12 protein-coding genes and 1 tRNA gene are annotated in these 12,765 nt (G+C 68.1%); 10 read left to right on the top strand and 3 right to left on the bottom strand.

Annotation, left to right across the window (positions count from 1 at the left end; all coding sequences use genetic code 11):
* Both KBC94_RS14815 and KBC94_RS14810 read left to right on the top strand, forming a co-directional pair.
* Positions 1–762: an SDR family oxidoreductase gene (locus tag KBC94_RS14815; RefSeq protein ID WP_294371431.1), complete on the top strand. Its 762-nt coding sequence runs from the start codon at positions 1–3 to the stop codon at positions 760–762.
* Between the two features lie 232 nt (positions 763–994).
* On the top strand, positions 995–1,570 hold the full coding sequence (locus KBC94_RS14810; protein WP_294371429.1) for a MarR family transcriptional regulator: 576 nt from the start codon (positions 995–997) through the stop codon (positions 1,568–1,570).
* Positions 1,571–1,614: 44 nt separating this feature from the next.
* Here the strand turns inward: KBC94_RS14810 and KBC94_RS14805 are convergent.
* A tRNA-Pro gene (locus KBC94_RS14805) sits at positions 1,615–1,691 on the bottom strand.
* A gap of 14 nt (positions 1,692–1,705) precedes the next feature.
* On the bottom strand, positions 1,706–2,413 hold the full coding sequence (locus KBC94_RS14800) for a glutathione S-transferase C-terminal domain-containing protein (RefSeq protein ID WP_294371426.1): 708 nt from the start codon (positions 2,411–2,413) through the stop codon (positions 1,706–1,708).
* 313 nt (positions 2,414–2,726) lie between these two features.
* Between KBC94_RS14800 and KBC94_RS14795 the strand changes: the two genes are divergently transcribed.
* The 3 genes from KBC94_RS14795 to KBC94_RS14785 all read left to right on the top strand — a co-directional run bounded on the left by KBC94_RS14795 (position 2,727) and on the right by KBC94_RS14785 (position 6,282).
* A complete protein-coding gene (locus tag KBC94_RS14795) occupies positions 2,727–3,551 on the top strand; it encodes a GNAT family N-acyltransferase (protein WP_294371424.1) in 825 nt (274 codons plus the stop codon).
* Positions 3,552–3,648: 97 nt separating this feature from the next.
* Positions 3,649–5,787 (top strand): polyphosphate kinase 1, encoded by a 2,139-nt coding sequence (gene ppk1 / locus KBC94_RS14790; RefSeq protein WP_294371821.1) that lies wholly within the window; start codon positions 3,649–3,651, stop codon positions 5,785–5,787.
* A 33-nt stretch (positions 5,788–5,820) separates the two neighbouring features.
* A complete protein-coding gene (locus KBC94_RS14785; RefSeq protein ID WP_294371421.1) occupies positions 5,821–6,282 on the top strand; it encodes a histidine phosphatase family protein in 462 nt (153 codons plus the stop codon).
* A gap of 85 nt (positions 6,283–6,367) precedes the next feature.
* Here the strand turns inward: KBC94_RS14785 and KBC94_RS14780 are convergent, their stop codons facing one another.
* Positions 6,368–7,885, bottom strand: coding sequence for a Ppx/GppA phosphatase family protein (locus tag KBC94_RS14780; protein WP_294371419.1), 1,518 nt, complete (start codon positions 7,883–7,885; stop codon positions 6,368–6,370).
* A gap of 218 nt (positions 7,886–8,103) precedes the next feature.
* Between KBC94_RS14780 and pstS the strand changes: the two genes are divergently transcribed.
* The 5 genes from pstS to phoU all read left to right on the top strand — a co-directional run bounded on the left by pstS (position 8,104) and on the right by phoU (position 12,707).
* On the top strand, positions 8,104–9,141 hold the full coding sequence (pstS, locus tag KBC94_RS14775) for a phosphate ABC transporter substrate-binding protein PstS (RefSeq protein WP_294371417.1): 1,038 nt from the start codon (positions 8,104–8,106) through the stop codon (positions 9,139–9,141).
* 219 nt (positions 9,142–9,360) lie between these two features.
* Positions 9,361–10,284: a phosphate ABC transporter permease subunit PstC gene (pstC, locus tag KBC94_RS14770; RefSeq protein WP_294371819.1), complete on the top strand. Its 924-nt coding sequence runs from the start codon at positions 9,361–9,363 to the stop codon at positions 10,282–10,284.
* A gap of 32 nt (positions 10,285–10,316) precedes the next feature.
* Complete coding sequence (pstA, locus tag KBC94_RS14765) at positions 10,317–11,183, top strand: phosphate ABC transporter permease PstA (RefSeq protein ID WP_294371817.1); 867 nt, start codon at positions 10,317–10,319, stop codon at positions 11,181–11,183.
* A gap of 19 nt (positions 11,184–11,202) precedes the next feature.
* Complete coding sequence (gene pstB, locus KBC94_RS14760) at positions 11,203–11,982, top strand: phosphate ABC transporter ATP-binding protein PstB (RefSeq protein WP_017762158.1); 780 nt, start codon at positions 11,203–11,205, stop codon at positions 11,980–11,982.
* Positions 11,983–12,005: 23 nt separating this feature from the next.
* Entirely contained in the window at positions 12,006–12,707 is a 702-nt protein-coding gene (gene phoU / locus KBC94_RS14755) for a phosphate signaling complex protein PhoU (protein WP_294371415.1), read from the top strand.
* The last annotated feature ends 58 nt before the right edge of the window (positions 12,708–12,765 follow it).

The following is a 12,765-nucleotide window of genomic DNA, read 5'->3' as shown; positions in this document are numbered from 1 at the left end:
GTGCCACCTTCCGCCCCCGTGCTGGCCGGCCGCGTGGCCCTGGTCACCGGCGCGGCGCAGGGGCTGGGCCTGGCCATGGCCCATGCGCTGGGACAGGCCGGTGCGCGCGTGCTGATGGCCGACGCGCAGGCGGCGGTGCACGACGCTGCCGCACCACTGCGGGCCGAAGGGCTGGAGGTGCGGGCCGTGGTGGCGGACGTCGCGGCGGAGGCCGGCTGGCAGCAGATGCTGCAGGCCGGCTGCGACGCGTGGGGCTTCGTCGACGTGCTCGTCAACAACGCGGCGCGCACCGTCTCCACTCCGCTGTGGGACATCGCGGTGGAGGAATGGGACGCCCTCATGGCCGTCAACCTGCGCGGCTGCTTCCTGGGTTGCCGTGCCTTGGGTGCGCACATGCGCTTGCGGGGGCAGGGCGGTCGGATCATCAACCTGGCGTCGCTCGCCGGTCAGCAGGCGAGCGCGGCCACGGGCCTCCATTACGCCGCCTCCAAGGCCGGCATCCTGGCGCTCACGCGCGGCTTGGCCACGGAACTGGCGGCCGACCGGATCACCGTCAATGCCTTGGCCCCGGCGGCCATCCGCAGTCCGGCGCTGGAGGCCCTGGCGCCCGACCGGCAGGAAGGACTGTTGAGCGCCATTCCCCTGGGCCGTTTCGGCGAGCCCGAGGAGGTCGCCGCGGCGGCGGTCTTTCTGGCATCGGACGCGGGGGCCTTCATCACGGGCGCGACGCTGGACATCAATGGCGGGCGGCTGATGCGTTGATGGCCCATTGCGCGACACACGGTCTTCCTTCACCGGACACCCATCGGCGTGCAGCCGGCGAACGGCTCGCGTGGGCGAGGTGATGGGCACGCCCGGCGCCGACAGCCGAAGGCAGGCCTGCCGGCTATGCTCGGCGGCAGGGATCCGGCATGCGCTGGCCGGCGGGTGGGGGCGTGATGGGGCGCCCCGGCCCCACGAGCGTGACTGAAGACACAACAACAGGACAACCCGAATGGCCACCCATTCCAAGCATTTCCGCCTCGTCGAGTCGCTGGGCGACGAACACATCGGCCTGGAGGCCCGTGCCCAGGTCGACGACCACCTGGACACCAAGATCTGGCTGCGCCTCCTGGCCTGCAGCACACAGATCGAGCAGCAGATCCGCCAGCAGTTGCGCACCCGTTTCGGCACCACGCTGCCGCGCTTCGACTACCTGGCCCAGCTCGACCGCTATCCGGAGGGGCTGCGCATGAATGTGCTGTCGCGCTACCTGATGGTGACCGGCGGCAATGTGACGGGCCTGACCGATCAGTTGGTGAAAGAGGGTCTGGTCGAGCGCATCGACGACCCCGAAGACCGCCGGTCCTGGCGCGTGTGCCTGACCGACAAGGGCCGCACCGAATTCGCCGCCATGGCGGCCGAGCACGAGAAATGGCTGATCGCCATGTTCCAGGGCCTGCCCGCTGGCAACAAGGAAGCCCTGTACGAGCACCTGGGCCGCCTGCGGGTGCATCTGGTGCAGAAGCCCGCCGAGGCGGAAGGCGGCGCGGGGGCCGAGAAGCGCGCGGCGCGCAAGCCGCGCAAATGAAAACGCCCGCAGTGGCCGAAGTCACTGCGGGCATTCGCATGGATTGGTCGGAACGGCGGGATTCGAACTCGCGACCCTCTGCTCCCAAAGCAGATGCGCTACCAGGCTGCGCTACGTTCCGACAAGCCCGCCATTCTAGCGCTTCTGATACTGGGTCTTGCCGAACAATATCTCGCGCGATTTGTCGTCGGTGATCGGCTTGCGCCGATCGGCCAGCACCTGCACGCCCCGCTGCACTGCCGGACGCGCCGCGATGCCGTCGAACCAGGCCTTGAGCGCGGGGTAATCGTCCATCTCCACGCCCTGGTTCTGCCAGCTGCGCAGCCACGGAAAGATGGCGATGTCGGCAATCGAATAGTCGGCGCCGCCGACGAAGGCGCTCTTCTCCAGGCGGCGGTCGATGACGCCATACAGCCGCTTGGCCTCGTTGGTGTAGCGCTCGATGGCGTAGGGCAGCTTCTCGGGCGCGTAAATGCGGAAGTGATGGGCCTGGCCGAGCATGGGGCCCACGCCGCCCATCTGGAACATCAGCCACTGCAGCACCTCGAAGCGCGCGCGGTCGCCCTGGGGCAGCAACTGGCCAGTCTTGGCCGCCAGGTAGACCAGGATGGCGCCTGACTCGAAGAGCGAGATCGGCTGCCCGTCCGGCCCCACGGGGTCGGTGATCGCCGGGATCTTGTTGTTGGGGCTGATGGCCAGGAAGTCGGGCGCGAACTGGTCGCCCTGGCCGATGTCGACCGCGTGCGCCCGGTAGGGCAGGCCGGTCTCCTCCAGCATGATGTGGACCTTGTGGCCGTTGGGCGTGGGCCAGGAATAGACGTCGATGACAGGTTGTTCGGACATGGTCGGATGGCTCCTAGGGATGCGCTTCACGAATCGAGCGGCAAGTGGGCGCTGCGGATCGGGATGAGATGCTAGGCGCAAAGCGCAGCAATAGCCCAGCTATTGCGAGCATTTGCAACGACGCAGATCGCCCGATTCCGCAGATGCCCACGGCGCGCGCATTCGTGAAGCGCGTCCCTAGGCAGGCGGGCCGCAGGATAGCGCCGCGCGGCCACCCGCGCAGCGCCGTCACGCAATTGCCACGGCTTCGACATGCGGGCTTCATCGGTGCGGCACAGACTGCGCGGCAATCCGAAAAGACCAGAAGCCGCTCATGAAAGAACTGCCGACGCCCACCCTCGCCCTGTCACGCCTCGGCCTGCGCGAGACGCTGTGGCCGCAGCCGCCGCAACTTCCCCAGCCGGCCGCAGCCGGCGGCGTGACGGTGGCATGGGCCCGCCACCAGGACGAGGTGCGTGAGGCGCAGCGCCTGCGCTGGCGCGTGTTCGTGCAAGAGATGGGTGCGCGCCTGCCCACGTCGCTGCCGGGCCATGACGTGGACCTGTTCGACGACTTCTGCGAGCACCTGCTGGTGCGCGCCGAGCCGGGTGGCGAGGTGGTGGGCACCTACCGCGTGCTCACGCCGGCCCAGGCCCGCCGGGTGGGCGGTACCTACAGCGACACCGAGTTCGACCTGACCCGCCTGCGTGGCCTGCGCGAGCGCATGGTCGAACTGGGCCGCAGCTGCGTGCATCCGGACCATCGCCAGGGCGGCGTGATCCTGGCCCTGTGGGGTGCGCTGGCGGCCTTCATGCACCGCAACCGGCTCGACACCATGATCGGCTGCGCCAGCATCCCGATGCTGCAGAACGGTGTGCATGGTGGCGATGCCGCGGCCAGCATCTGGCGCCAGCTGTCGGCCACGCACATGGCGCCCATCCAGTACCACGTGCAGCCGCGCCTGCCGCTGCCGGTCGACCAGTTGGACGGCTCGCTCGATGTGGAGCCGCCCGCGCTCATCAAGGGCTATCTGCGCCTGGGCGCCAAGGTGCTGGGCGCGCCGGCCTGGGACCCGGACTTCAACACCGCCGACCTGCCGATGATGATGCGCCTGGCCGACCTGCCACCGCGCTATCGCCGCCACTTCCTCGGCGCCTGAGAGGGGGCGGCGCGGCACATGACAGTGTCATGACGGCGTCACATTCAAACATGACAATGGGATGACAGTCTTGCCTCTGTCCCTCGACCCCGACGTCATGCCCTTTTCCGAAGAGTCCCTGCCGACGCCGAATGTGCCGGCAGCCACCCCGTTGCTGGACCGGGACCACAGCATCCTGGCCTTCAACCGGCGCGTCCTGAACTGGTCGGAGCGGCCCGAAGTGCCGCTGCTGGAGCGCCTGCGCTACCTGTGCATCGTCTCGTCCAACCTCGACGAGTTCTTCGAGGTGCGGGCCGAGCCGCACGTGCGGGCCTGCCTCGAAGCGCAGGGCACCGGGCCGTACACGGCCGAATCCTTCGATGCCCTGTCGGCGGCCGCGCATGCGCTGGTGGCACGCCAGTACCAGCTCTACAACGACGAACTGCTGCCGGCCTTTGCCGAGCATGGCATCCATGTCATCTCGCACGGCAAGCGCAATGCGGCACAGCGCAAGTGGGTGCAGGAATACTTCGAGCGCGAGGTGCGGCCGCTGCTGATCCCCGTCGCGCTGGACCCGGCTCATCCCTTCCCGCAGGTGGCCAACAAGTCGCTGAACTTCATCGTCAAGCTCTCGGGCAAGGACGCCTTCGGCCGCGAGAACCCCATTGCCATCCTGAAGGTGCCGCGCGTGCTGCCGCGGCTGATCCGCATGCCGGCCAAGGTGTCGGAGGGCAGGACGCTGGTGGTGGCGCTGTCGAGCATCGTGCGGGCGCACCTGCACGCGATGTTCCCGGGGCGGGAGGTGGGGCAGTTTTCGCAGTTCCGCGTCACGCGCCATTCCGACCTCGCCGTGGATGAGGAAGATGTGAAGAACCTGCGCACCGCGTTGCGTCAGGGCCTGCAGCACCGCAACTTCGGCCAGGCCGTTCGGCTGGAGGTGTCGGCCGACTGCGACGAGTCGCTCTGGAGCTTCCTGCTGGCGCAGTTCAACCTGCCGCAGGGTGCGCTCTACCGCGTGCCGGGGCCGGTGAACCTGGCGCGCTTCTCGCAGATGGTCGACCTGATCGATGAGCCGCGCTTCAAGGACCTGCGCTTCACGCCGTACCAGGCCTCCTACCCGATCAACCTGTCGACCGGCCAGTCCTTCTTCGACCGGCTGCAGCGCAGCGATGTGCTGATCCACCAGCCCTTCGAGAGCTTCGACGGTGTCATCGAATTCCTGCGCGAGGCGGTGGCCGATCCGCAGGTGCTGGCCATCAAGCAGACCATCTACCGCACCGGCTCCGACTCGGTGCTGATGGACCTGCTGCGCGAGGCCGTGCGCCGCGGCAAGGAAGTGATGGCGGTGGTGGAGCTCAAGGCCCGCTTCGACGAAGAGGCCAACATCAACTGGGCCGAGGTGCTCGAATCCATCGGCGCGCAGGTGGTGTACGGCGTGGTGGGTCTCAAGACGCACGCCAAGATGCTGCTGGTCACCCGCCGCGAAGGCCGCCACATCCGCCGCTACGGCCATCTCTCGACCGGCAACTACAACCCCCGCACCGCGCGGCTTTACACCGACATCAGCCACCTGACGGCCGACCCGCAACTCACGGCGGACATGGATGCGCTCTTCGTGCACCTGGCCGGCCAGAGCCGGCTGCCCAAGCTGCAGCGGCTGTGGGTGGCGCCCTTCGACCTGCACAGGAACCTGGTGGCCCGCATCGACGCGCTGGCCGAGGCTGCGGGCGAGGGCAAGACCACGCGCATCGTCGCCAAGATGAATGCGCTCACCGACGAGGCACTGATCGCGGCACTGCTGCGTGCCGGCAGCCGCGGCGTGAAGATCGACCTCATCGTGCGAGGTGCCTGCATGCTGCCGGCGCAGGTGCCGGGCGTGAGCGACAACATCCGCGTGCGCTCGATCATCGGCCGCTTCCTGGAGCATTCGCGGGTCTTCTACTTCCGCGTGGACGAGGACGAGAGCCTGTATCTCTCCAGTGCCGACTGGATGAATCGCAACATGATGCGGCGGGTGGAGGTGGCCTGGCCCGTCACGCATCCGGTGTTGCGCCAGCGGCTGATCGACGAATGCCTGGTGGCCTACCTGCACGATGGCCGCGATGCCTGGGAGCTGGAAGCCGACGGCTGCTACGAGCGGGTGGACCGCAACCTGCATGCGGGCGAGCCCGGTGCCTCGCGCGCCATCGAAGCGCACGGCGCGCAGGCGGCCCTGATGGGGCGCTATGCCTTCGGCGGCCGTGGCCCGGGTGTCTGAGACGCGCACTGTTCGCAAGGGAAGGACGAGACCATGGACCTGATCCTCTGGCGCCATGCCGAAGCCGAAGACTGGCACGAGGGCTGCGACGACCTGGCCCGTTCGCTCACGCCGCGGGGCGAGAAGCAGGCCAAGCGAATGGCCGCCTGGCTGGATCGACAACTGCCCGAGGGCACGCGCATCCTGTGCAGCCCGGCGCGCCGCTGCGAGCAGACGGTGCTGGCGCTGGGCCGCAAGTACAAGTTGCGCGAGGAAATCGCCCCACACGCGACCGGCGATGAACTGCTGGTTGCGGCCGGCTGGCCGCATGGCAAGTCGGTGATCGTGCTGGTGGGCCACCAGCCGGCCCTGGGCCAGGCCGTCGCGCGCCTGCTGGGCCTTCAGCAGGACAGTTGCGCCGTGCGCAAGGGCTCGGTGTGGTGGCTGCGCACGCGCGAGCGCGATGGCGAGGAGCAGACGGTGATGGTCACGGTGCAGGCGCCCGAGCTGCTCTGAGCGTCACCTCGCCCCCTGGCTTGGGCAGGCTCCGCCCGAACGGTGTCTGGTGGATTGAGCCGCCCTGAGACGCCGCGGCGCCTTTTCAGTCCAGGTGCAGCCCCAGCATCCAGCTCGTCTTCTGCCAGGCCAGCACCTCTTCGCGCAGCAGGTGCGCCGACTGGGGATAGCGCTCCGCCCAGTCCTGGCGCGCCCGCACCGCAAAACCGCGTGCGCCCGACAGTTCCACGGCCAGCGCATCGGCTTCCGGGTCGCGCCGCGCGTGGCAGAGGATTACTGCCAGCCGCAGGGCCAGCAACTGCGCTGCGAAGGTCTCGTCGGCCATCGAGGCCTCGACCTTGCGCAGCTTGCCGCGATGGCCGAGCACCAGCTGGCTCAGCGCATGGGTCTCGTTGACGGCGAAGCCGGGCACGTCCACGTTGTCGAGGATGTACGCGCCGTGCTTGTGGTAGTCGCTGTGCGAGATGTGCATGCCGATCTCGTGCAGCTGCGCCGCCCAGCGCAGCTTGCGCAGGGCCCTGCCGGCCCGGCTGGCGCTGGCGCCGCCGCGGGCCTCGGGCACCAGCTGCACGAACAGCGCAGCGGCCACGTCACCCACGCGCCGCGCCTGCGCCTCGTCGGCGTCGAAGCGGTGCGCCAGCCGCGCCACCGTGCTGTCGCGCAGGTCGGCCACGCCGTCGTCGCGCTCCAGCAGTTCGTACAGCACACCGTGGCGCAGGGCGCCCTGTGCGACGCGCATCTCGTCGATGGACAGCAGGTCGAACAACGCCCGCAGCACGGCCAGGCCGCCGCCGATGACGGGCTTGCGATCCTCGCGCAGGCCGTCCAGCCGCAGGCGGTCGGCGCTGCCGGCCTTGAGCAGGCGGTCCAGCAGCCAGTCCAGGTCGGCGCGCGTGACCACGCCGACGCGGCCGCCGGCCGCCGCCACCAGATCGCCGACGGCGCCGATGGTGCCGGAGGCCCCATAGGCGGTGTCCCACTGGTCGCGGGTGTAGTTGTTCAGGGCATCGTCCATCACGGCCTTGGCCGCGATCTCGGCGACGCGGAAGGCGCTGGCGGAGAACTGGCCGTCCGGAAAGTGCTTCATCGACCAGGCGACGCTGCCCACCCGGTACGACTCCGTGGTCTGCGCCTGCAGGCCCGAGCCGATGATCATCTCGGTGGAGCGGCCGCCGATGTCGACCACCAGCCGGCGCTCGCTGTCGGCGACCTCGTTGCGCGGCAGCAGGTGGGCCACGCCCTGGTAGATCAGGCGGGCTTCCTCGCGGCCGGGAATGACGTCGATGCCGAAGCCGAGCACGGTGCGGGCCCGCAGCAGGAATTCCTCGCGGTTGCGCGCCTCGCGCAGCGTCTGCGTGGCCACCGCGCGGACCTGGGCGCGCTCGAAGCCGGCCAGCCGCTCGCCGAAGCGGGCCAGGGCCTCCCAGCCGCGCTGCATGGCCTCGTGGGTCAGGTTGCGTGCGCTGTCCAGGCCGTTGCCCAGGCGCACGGTCTCCTTGAAGTATTCGGCGCGCTGGATCTGCCCGTGGTCCACGCGGCCGATCTCCAGGCGAAAACTGTTGGAGCCGAGATCAATGGCGGCCAGGCGCGTTCCGTTCTGCATACATCAAGGAGGGAAAAGTCGGCCCCGATGGTAGCGGCGGCAGGCTGGCGATCCTCCGTCCGGGACATGACGAATTGATGACAGTGTCATGGTGGGCGAGCGCGCCCCGGGGCGGTTTTCCCTCGGAGACGGGGTGTCACATGGTTGTCACATGGCCTTTCTACAGTCCGCCGCAGACCCCCGGACCCGGGGGTGGTGACCCTTCGGAAAGGAAGACCATGAAGTCCGTGTTTCAAATTGCCGCCGCCGGCCTGACCCTCGCCGCTTTCGCGCATGTGCCCGCCTTCGCCCAGGAAGCCACCGGCGCCGGCGCCAGCTTCCCCGCCCCGCTGTACGCCAAGTGGGCCTCCGATTTCAACAAGGCCACCGGCGTCAAGATCAACTACCAGTCGGTCGGCTCCGGTGCCGGCATCAAGCAGATCGAGGCCAAGACCGTCGACTTCGGTGCCTCCGATGCCCCGCTGAAGGACGCCGAGCTGGAGTCCAAGGGCCTGCTGCAGTTCCCCACCGTGATCGGTGGCGTGATCCCCGTGGTGAACATCCAGGGCATCAAGGCCGGCGAACTCAAGCTGAGCGGCCAGGTGCTGGGCGACATCTACCTGGGCAAGATCGCCAAGTGGAACGACCCCGCCATCAAGGCCCTGAACCCCTCGCTGAACCTGCCCGACGCCGCCATCGCCCCGGTGCGCCGCGCCGACGGTTCCGGCACCAGCTTCCTGTTCACCAACTACCTGTCGAAGGTGAACGCCGAGTGGAAGGACAAGGTCGGTGAAGGCACCGCCGTGAACTGGCCCACCGGCGCCGGCGGCAAGGGCAACGAAGGCGTCGCCGCGTTCGTGGGCCGCCTGCCCAACTCGATCGGCTACGTCGAGTACGCCTACGTCAAGCAGAACAAGATGACCTACGCCCTGCTGCAGAACTCGGCCGGCAAGTTCGTCTCGCCCGAGGACACCGCCTTCAAGGCCGCCGCAGCCGGCGCCGACTGGAACAAGAGCTTCTACCAGGTGCTGACCAACCAGCCTGGCGACGGCGCCTGGCCCATCACCGGTGCCACCTTCATCCTGATGCACAAGGTGCAGGACAAGCCGGCCCAGGGCACCACCGTGCTCAAGTTCTTCGACTGGGCCTACAAGAACGGCGACAAGACCGCCGACGACCTGGACTACGTGCCGATGCCCGATGCCGTGAAGACCACGATCCGCAAGTCGTGGGACGGCATCAAGGACGGCTCGGGCAAGGTCGTCGCCTCGCACTGACCCCGGCCCCCCTCGGGATTCCATAACTAAGACAAACCAGGAACAGGGAGCCGCATGACCCGCATCGCTGCCGAGTCGACGGTGCGGGTCGATGCGCGCCCGCAGGAGGTTCATACCGTGTCATCCACTCTCACCGCCGACGGCCAGGGGCTCGAGCGGCCCGCCGAGCGGGCCCGCCCCGCGGTGCCTCCGCCGGTCAAGCGTCCCCGCTCCGGCCCCATGGCCGACCTGCTGTTCGGCTGGGCCGCCAAGGGCGCTGCGCTGCTGACGCTGGCCCTGCTGATCGGCATCCTCGTCTCGCTCGTCATCGGCGCCTGGCCCGCCATCGCCAAGTACGGCCTGGGTTTCCTGACCAGCAGCGTCTGGGACCCGGTGCAGGAAGAGTTCGGCGGTCTGGTGATGATCTACGGCACGCTGGCGACCTCCATCATTGCCCTGCTGATCGCGGTGCCGGTGAGCTTCGGCATCGCGCTCTTCCTCACCGAACTCTCGCCCAGCTGGCTCAAGCGCCCGCTGGGCACGGCCATCGAGCTGCTGGCCGCCGTGCCCTCCATCGTGTACGGCATGTGGGGCCTGCTGGTCTTCGGCCCCATCCTCGCGACCTATGTGCAGCAGCCCCTGCAGAAGCTGCTGACCGGCGTGCCCGTGCTGGGTGCGCTGGTAGCCGGCCCACCCGTGGGCATCGGCATCCTGTCGGCCGGCATCATCCTGGCCATCATGATCATTCCCTTCATCGCCTCGGTGATGCGCGACGTCTTCGAGGTCACGCCCCCGATGCTGAAGGAGTCGGCCTACGGCCTGGGCGCCACCACCTGGGAGGTGGTGAGCAAGGTCGTGCTGCCCTACACCAAGGCCGGCGTGGTCGGCGGCATCATGCTCGGTCTGGGCCGCGCCCTGGGCGAGACCATGGCCGTGACCTTCGTCATCGGCAACATGAACCAGCTCGACTCTCTGTCCCTGTTCCAGGCGGCCAACAGCATCACCTCGGCGCTGGCCAACGAATTCGCTGAAGCCGGCGCCGGCCTGCACCAGGCCGCGCTGATGTACCTCGGCCTGGTCCTGTTCTTCATCACCTTCGTCGTGCTGTCGCTGTCCAAGCTGCTGCTGGCTCGCATGAAGAAGAGCGAAGGAGCCCGCTCGTGAGCACCCCCAGCCCCGCCAGCACTTCCCAACAACTGCTGGCCGCCCAGGCGCTGGCCCGCACCCGCGAGGCCAAGTACGCCCGCCGCTCGCGCGTCAACCAGGTGGCCCTCGCCCTGTCGCTGGCTGCCATGGCCTTCGGCGTGTTCTGGCTGATCTGGATCCTCTGGCAGACGCTGTACCTCGGCATCGGTGGCCTGTCCCTGGCCACCTTCACCGAGATGACGCCCCCGCCCAACGAGGCCGGCGGCATCCTGAACGCCATCTTCGGCTCGCTGGTGATGGTGGGCGTCGCCACCTTCGTCGGCACGCCCATCGGCATCATGGCCGGCATCTACCTGGCCGAGTACAACCCGCACGGCTGGCTGTCGTCGGTGATCCGCTTCGTCAACGACATCCTGCTGTCGGCGCCGTCCATCGTGATCGGCCTGTTCGTCTACTCGCTGGTGGTGGCGCAGTTCCGGTCCTTCTCTGGCCTGGCCGGCTCCATCGCGCTGGCGCTCATCACCATTCCCGTGGTGATCCGCACCACCGAGAACATGCTGCAGCTGGTGCCGCCGGGTCTGCGCGAAGCCGCCTACGCCCTGGGCACGCCCAAGTGGAAGGTGATCCTGTCGATCACGCTGCGCGCGGCCCGCGCCGGCGTCGTGACGGGCATCCTGCTGGCCGTGGCCCGCATCGCGGGCGAGACCGCGCCGCTGCTCTTCACCGCCCTGAACAACCAGTTCTGGACGGCCGACGTCACGCAGCCGATGGCCAGCCTGCCGGTCACCATCTTCAAGTTCGCGATGAGCCCGTACGAGAACTGGCAGCAGTTGGCCTGGGCTGGCGTGTTCCTGATCACCGTCGCCGTTCTCGCCCTCAACATCCTGGCCCGCGTCCTTACGCGCGGCAAGAACTGATACCAAGAAGAGTCAAGCCATGGTTGCTACCGTCTCCACCCCCCCGCGTTCCAAGATCGCCGTCAAGGACCTGAACTTCTACTACGGCAAGTTCCACGCGCTCAAGGGCATCAACCTCGACATCCCCGAGAACAAGGTCACCGCCTTCATCGGTCCTTCGGGCTGTGGCAAGTCCACGCTGCTGCGCACCTTCAACCGCATGTTCGAGCTGTATCCCGAGCAGCGCGCCGAAGGCGCCATCGAGCTGGACGGCGAGAACCTGCTGACCTCCAAGCAGGACGTCGCCCTGGTGCGCGCCAAGGTCGGCATGGTCTTCCAGAAGCCCACGCCCTTCCCGATGTCGATCTACGACAACATCGCCTTCGGCGTGAAGCTGTTCGAGAACCTGTCGGCCTCGGACATGGACGACCGCGTCGAATGGGCGCTCAAGAAGGCCGCCCTGTGGACCGAGGTGCGCGACAAGCTGCACCAGAGCGGCTCCGGCCTGTCCGGTGGCCAGCAGCAGCGCCTGTGCATCGCCCGCGGCATCGCCATCAAGCCCGAAGTGCTGCTGCTGGACGAGCCCTGCTCGGCGCTGGACCCGATCTCCACCGCCAAGATCGAAGAGCTGATCGCCGAGCTCAAGGACGAATACACCGTGGTCATCGTGACCCACAACATGCAGCAGGCCGCCCGCTGCAGCGACTACACGGCCTACATGTACCTGGGGGACCTCATCGAGTTCGGCGCCACCGAGCAGATGTTCTTCAAGCCCAAGCGCAAGGAGACCGAGGACTACATCACGGGCCGTTTCGGCTGATGCCGGCACTGGAGACCACAGCGATGGCTGACAAACATCTTTCCACCCAGTTCGACAGCGAACTCAACGGCGTGTCCTCGCGCGTCATGGAACTCGGCGGCATGGTCGAGTCCCAGATCCGCCAGGCCGTCTATGCGCTGCTGCAGTTCGACACCGACGCCGCCGAGCGCGTGATCGAGACCGAGCCGCGCGTCAACGCGATGGAGATCGAGATCGACCGCGAGCTCTCGTCCATCATCGCGCGCCGCCAGCCGACGGCGCGCGACCTGCGCCTCCTGATCGCCATCTCCAAGACCACGGCCAACCTCGAGCGCGTGGGCGACGAGGCGAACAAGATCGCCCGCATGGTCAAGTCGATCATCGAGAGCGGCTCGGCCCGCGCGCTGCCCTGCACCGAGCTGCGCATCGCCGCCGATCTGGCGTCTGGGCTGCTGCGCAAGGCGCTGGATGCCTTCGCCCGCCTCGACACCGCCGGCGCGCTGTCGATCCTCAAGGAGGACGACCTGATCGACGCCGAGTTCGACGGCTTCGTGCGCAAGCTCGTCACCTACATGATGGAAGACCCGCGCACCATCTCGCCCAGCCTGGACCTGCTGTTCCTGGCCAAGGCCATCGAGCGCATCGGCGACCATGCGAAGAACATCGCCGAGTTCATCATCTACATCGTCAAGGGTGAGGACGTGCGGCACACTTCGATGCAAGAGATCGAGAGCGCGTTGAAGTGAGGCCCCCCAGGCTCCGCGCTTCGCGCTCCGCCAACCCCCCGGAGGGGGGCGCACCCAG

Origin of the sequence: Pseudacidovorax sp., assembly GCF_017991995.1 — a bacterium.
Taxonomy (GTDB): domain Bacteria; phylum Pseudomonadota; class Gammaproteobacteria; order Burkholderiales; family Burkholderiaceae_C; genus Xenophilus.
This window is presented reverse-complemented; position numbering and strand designations above follow the sequence as displayed.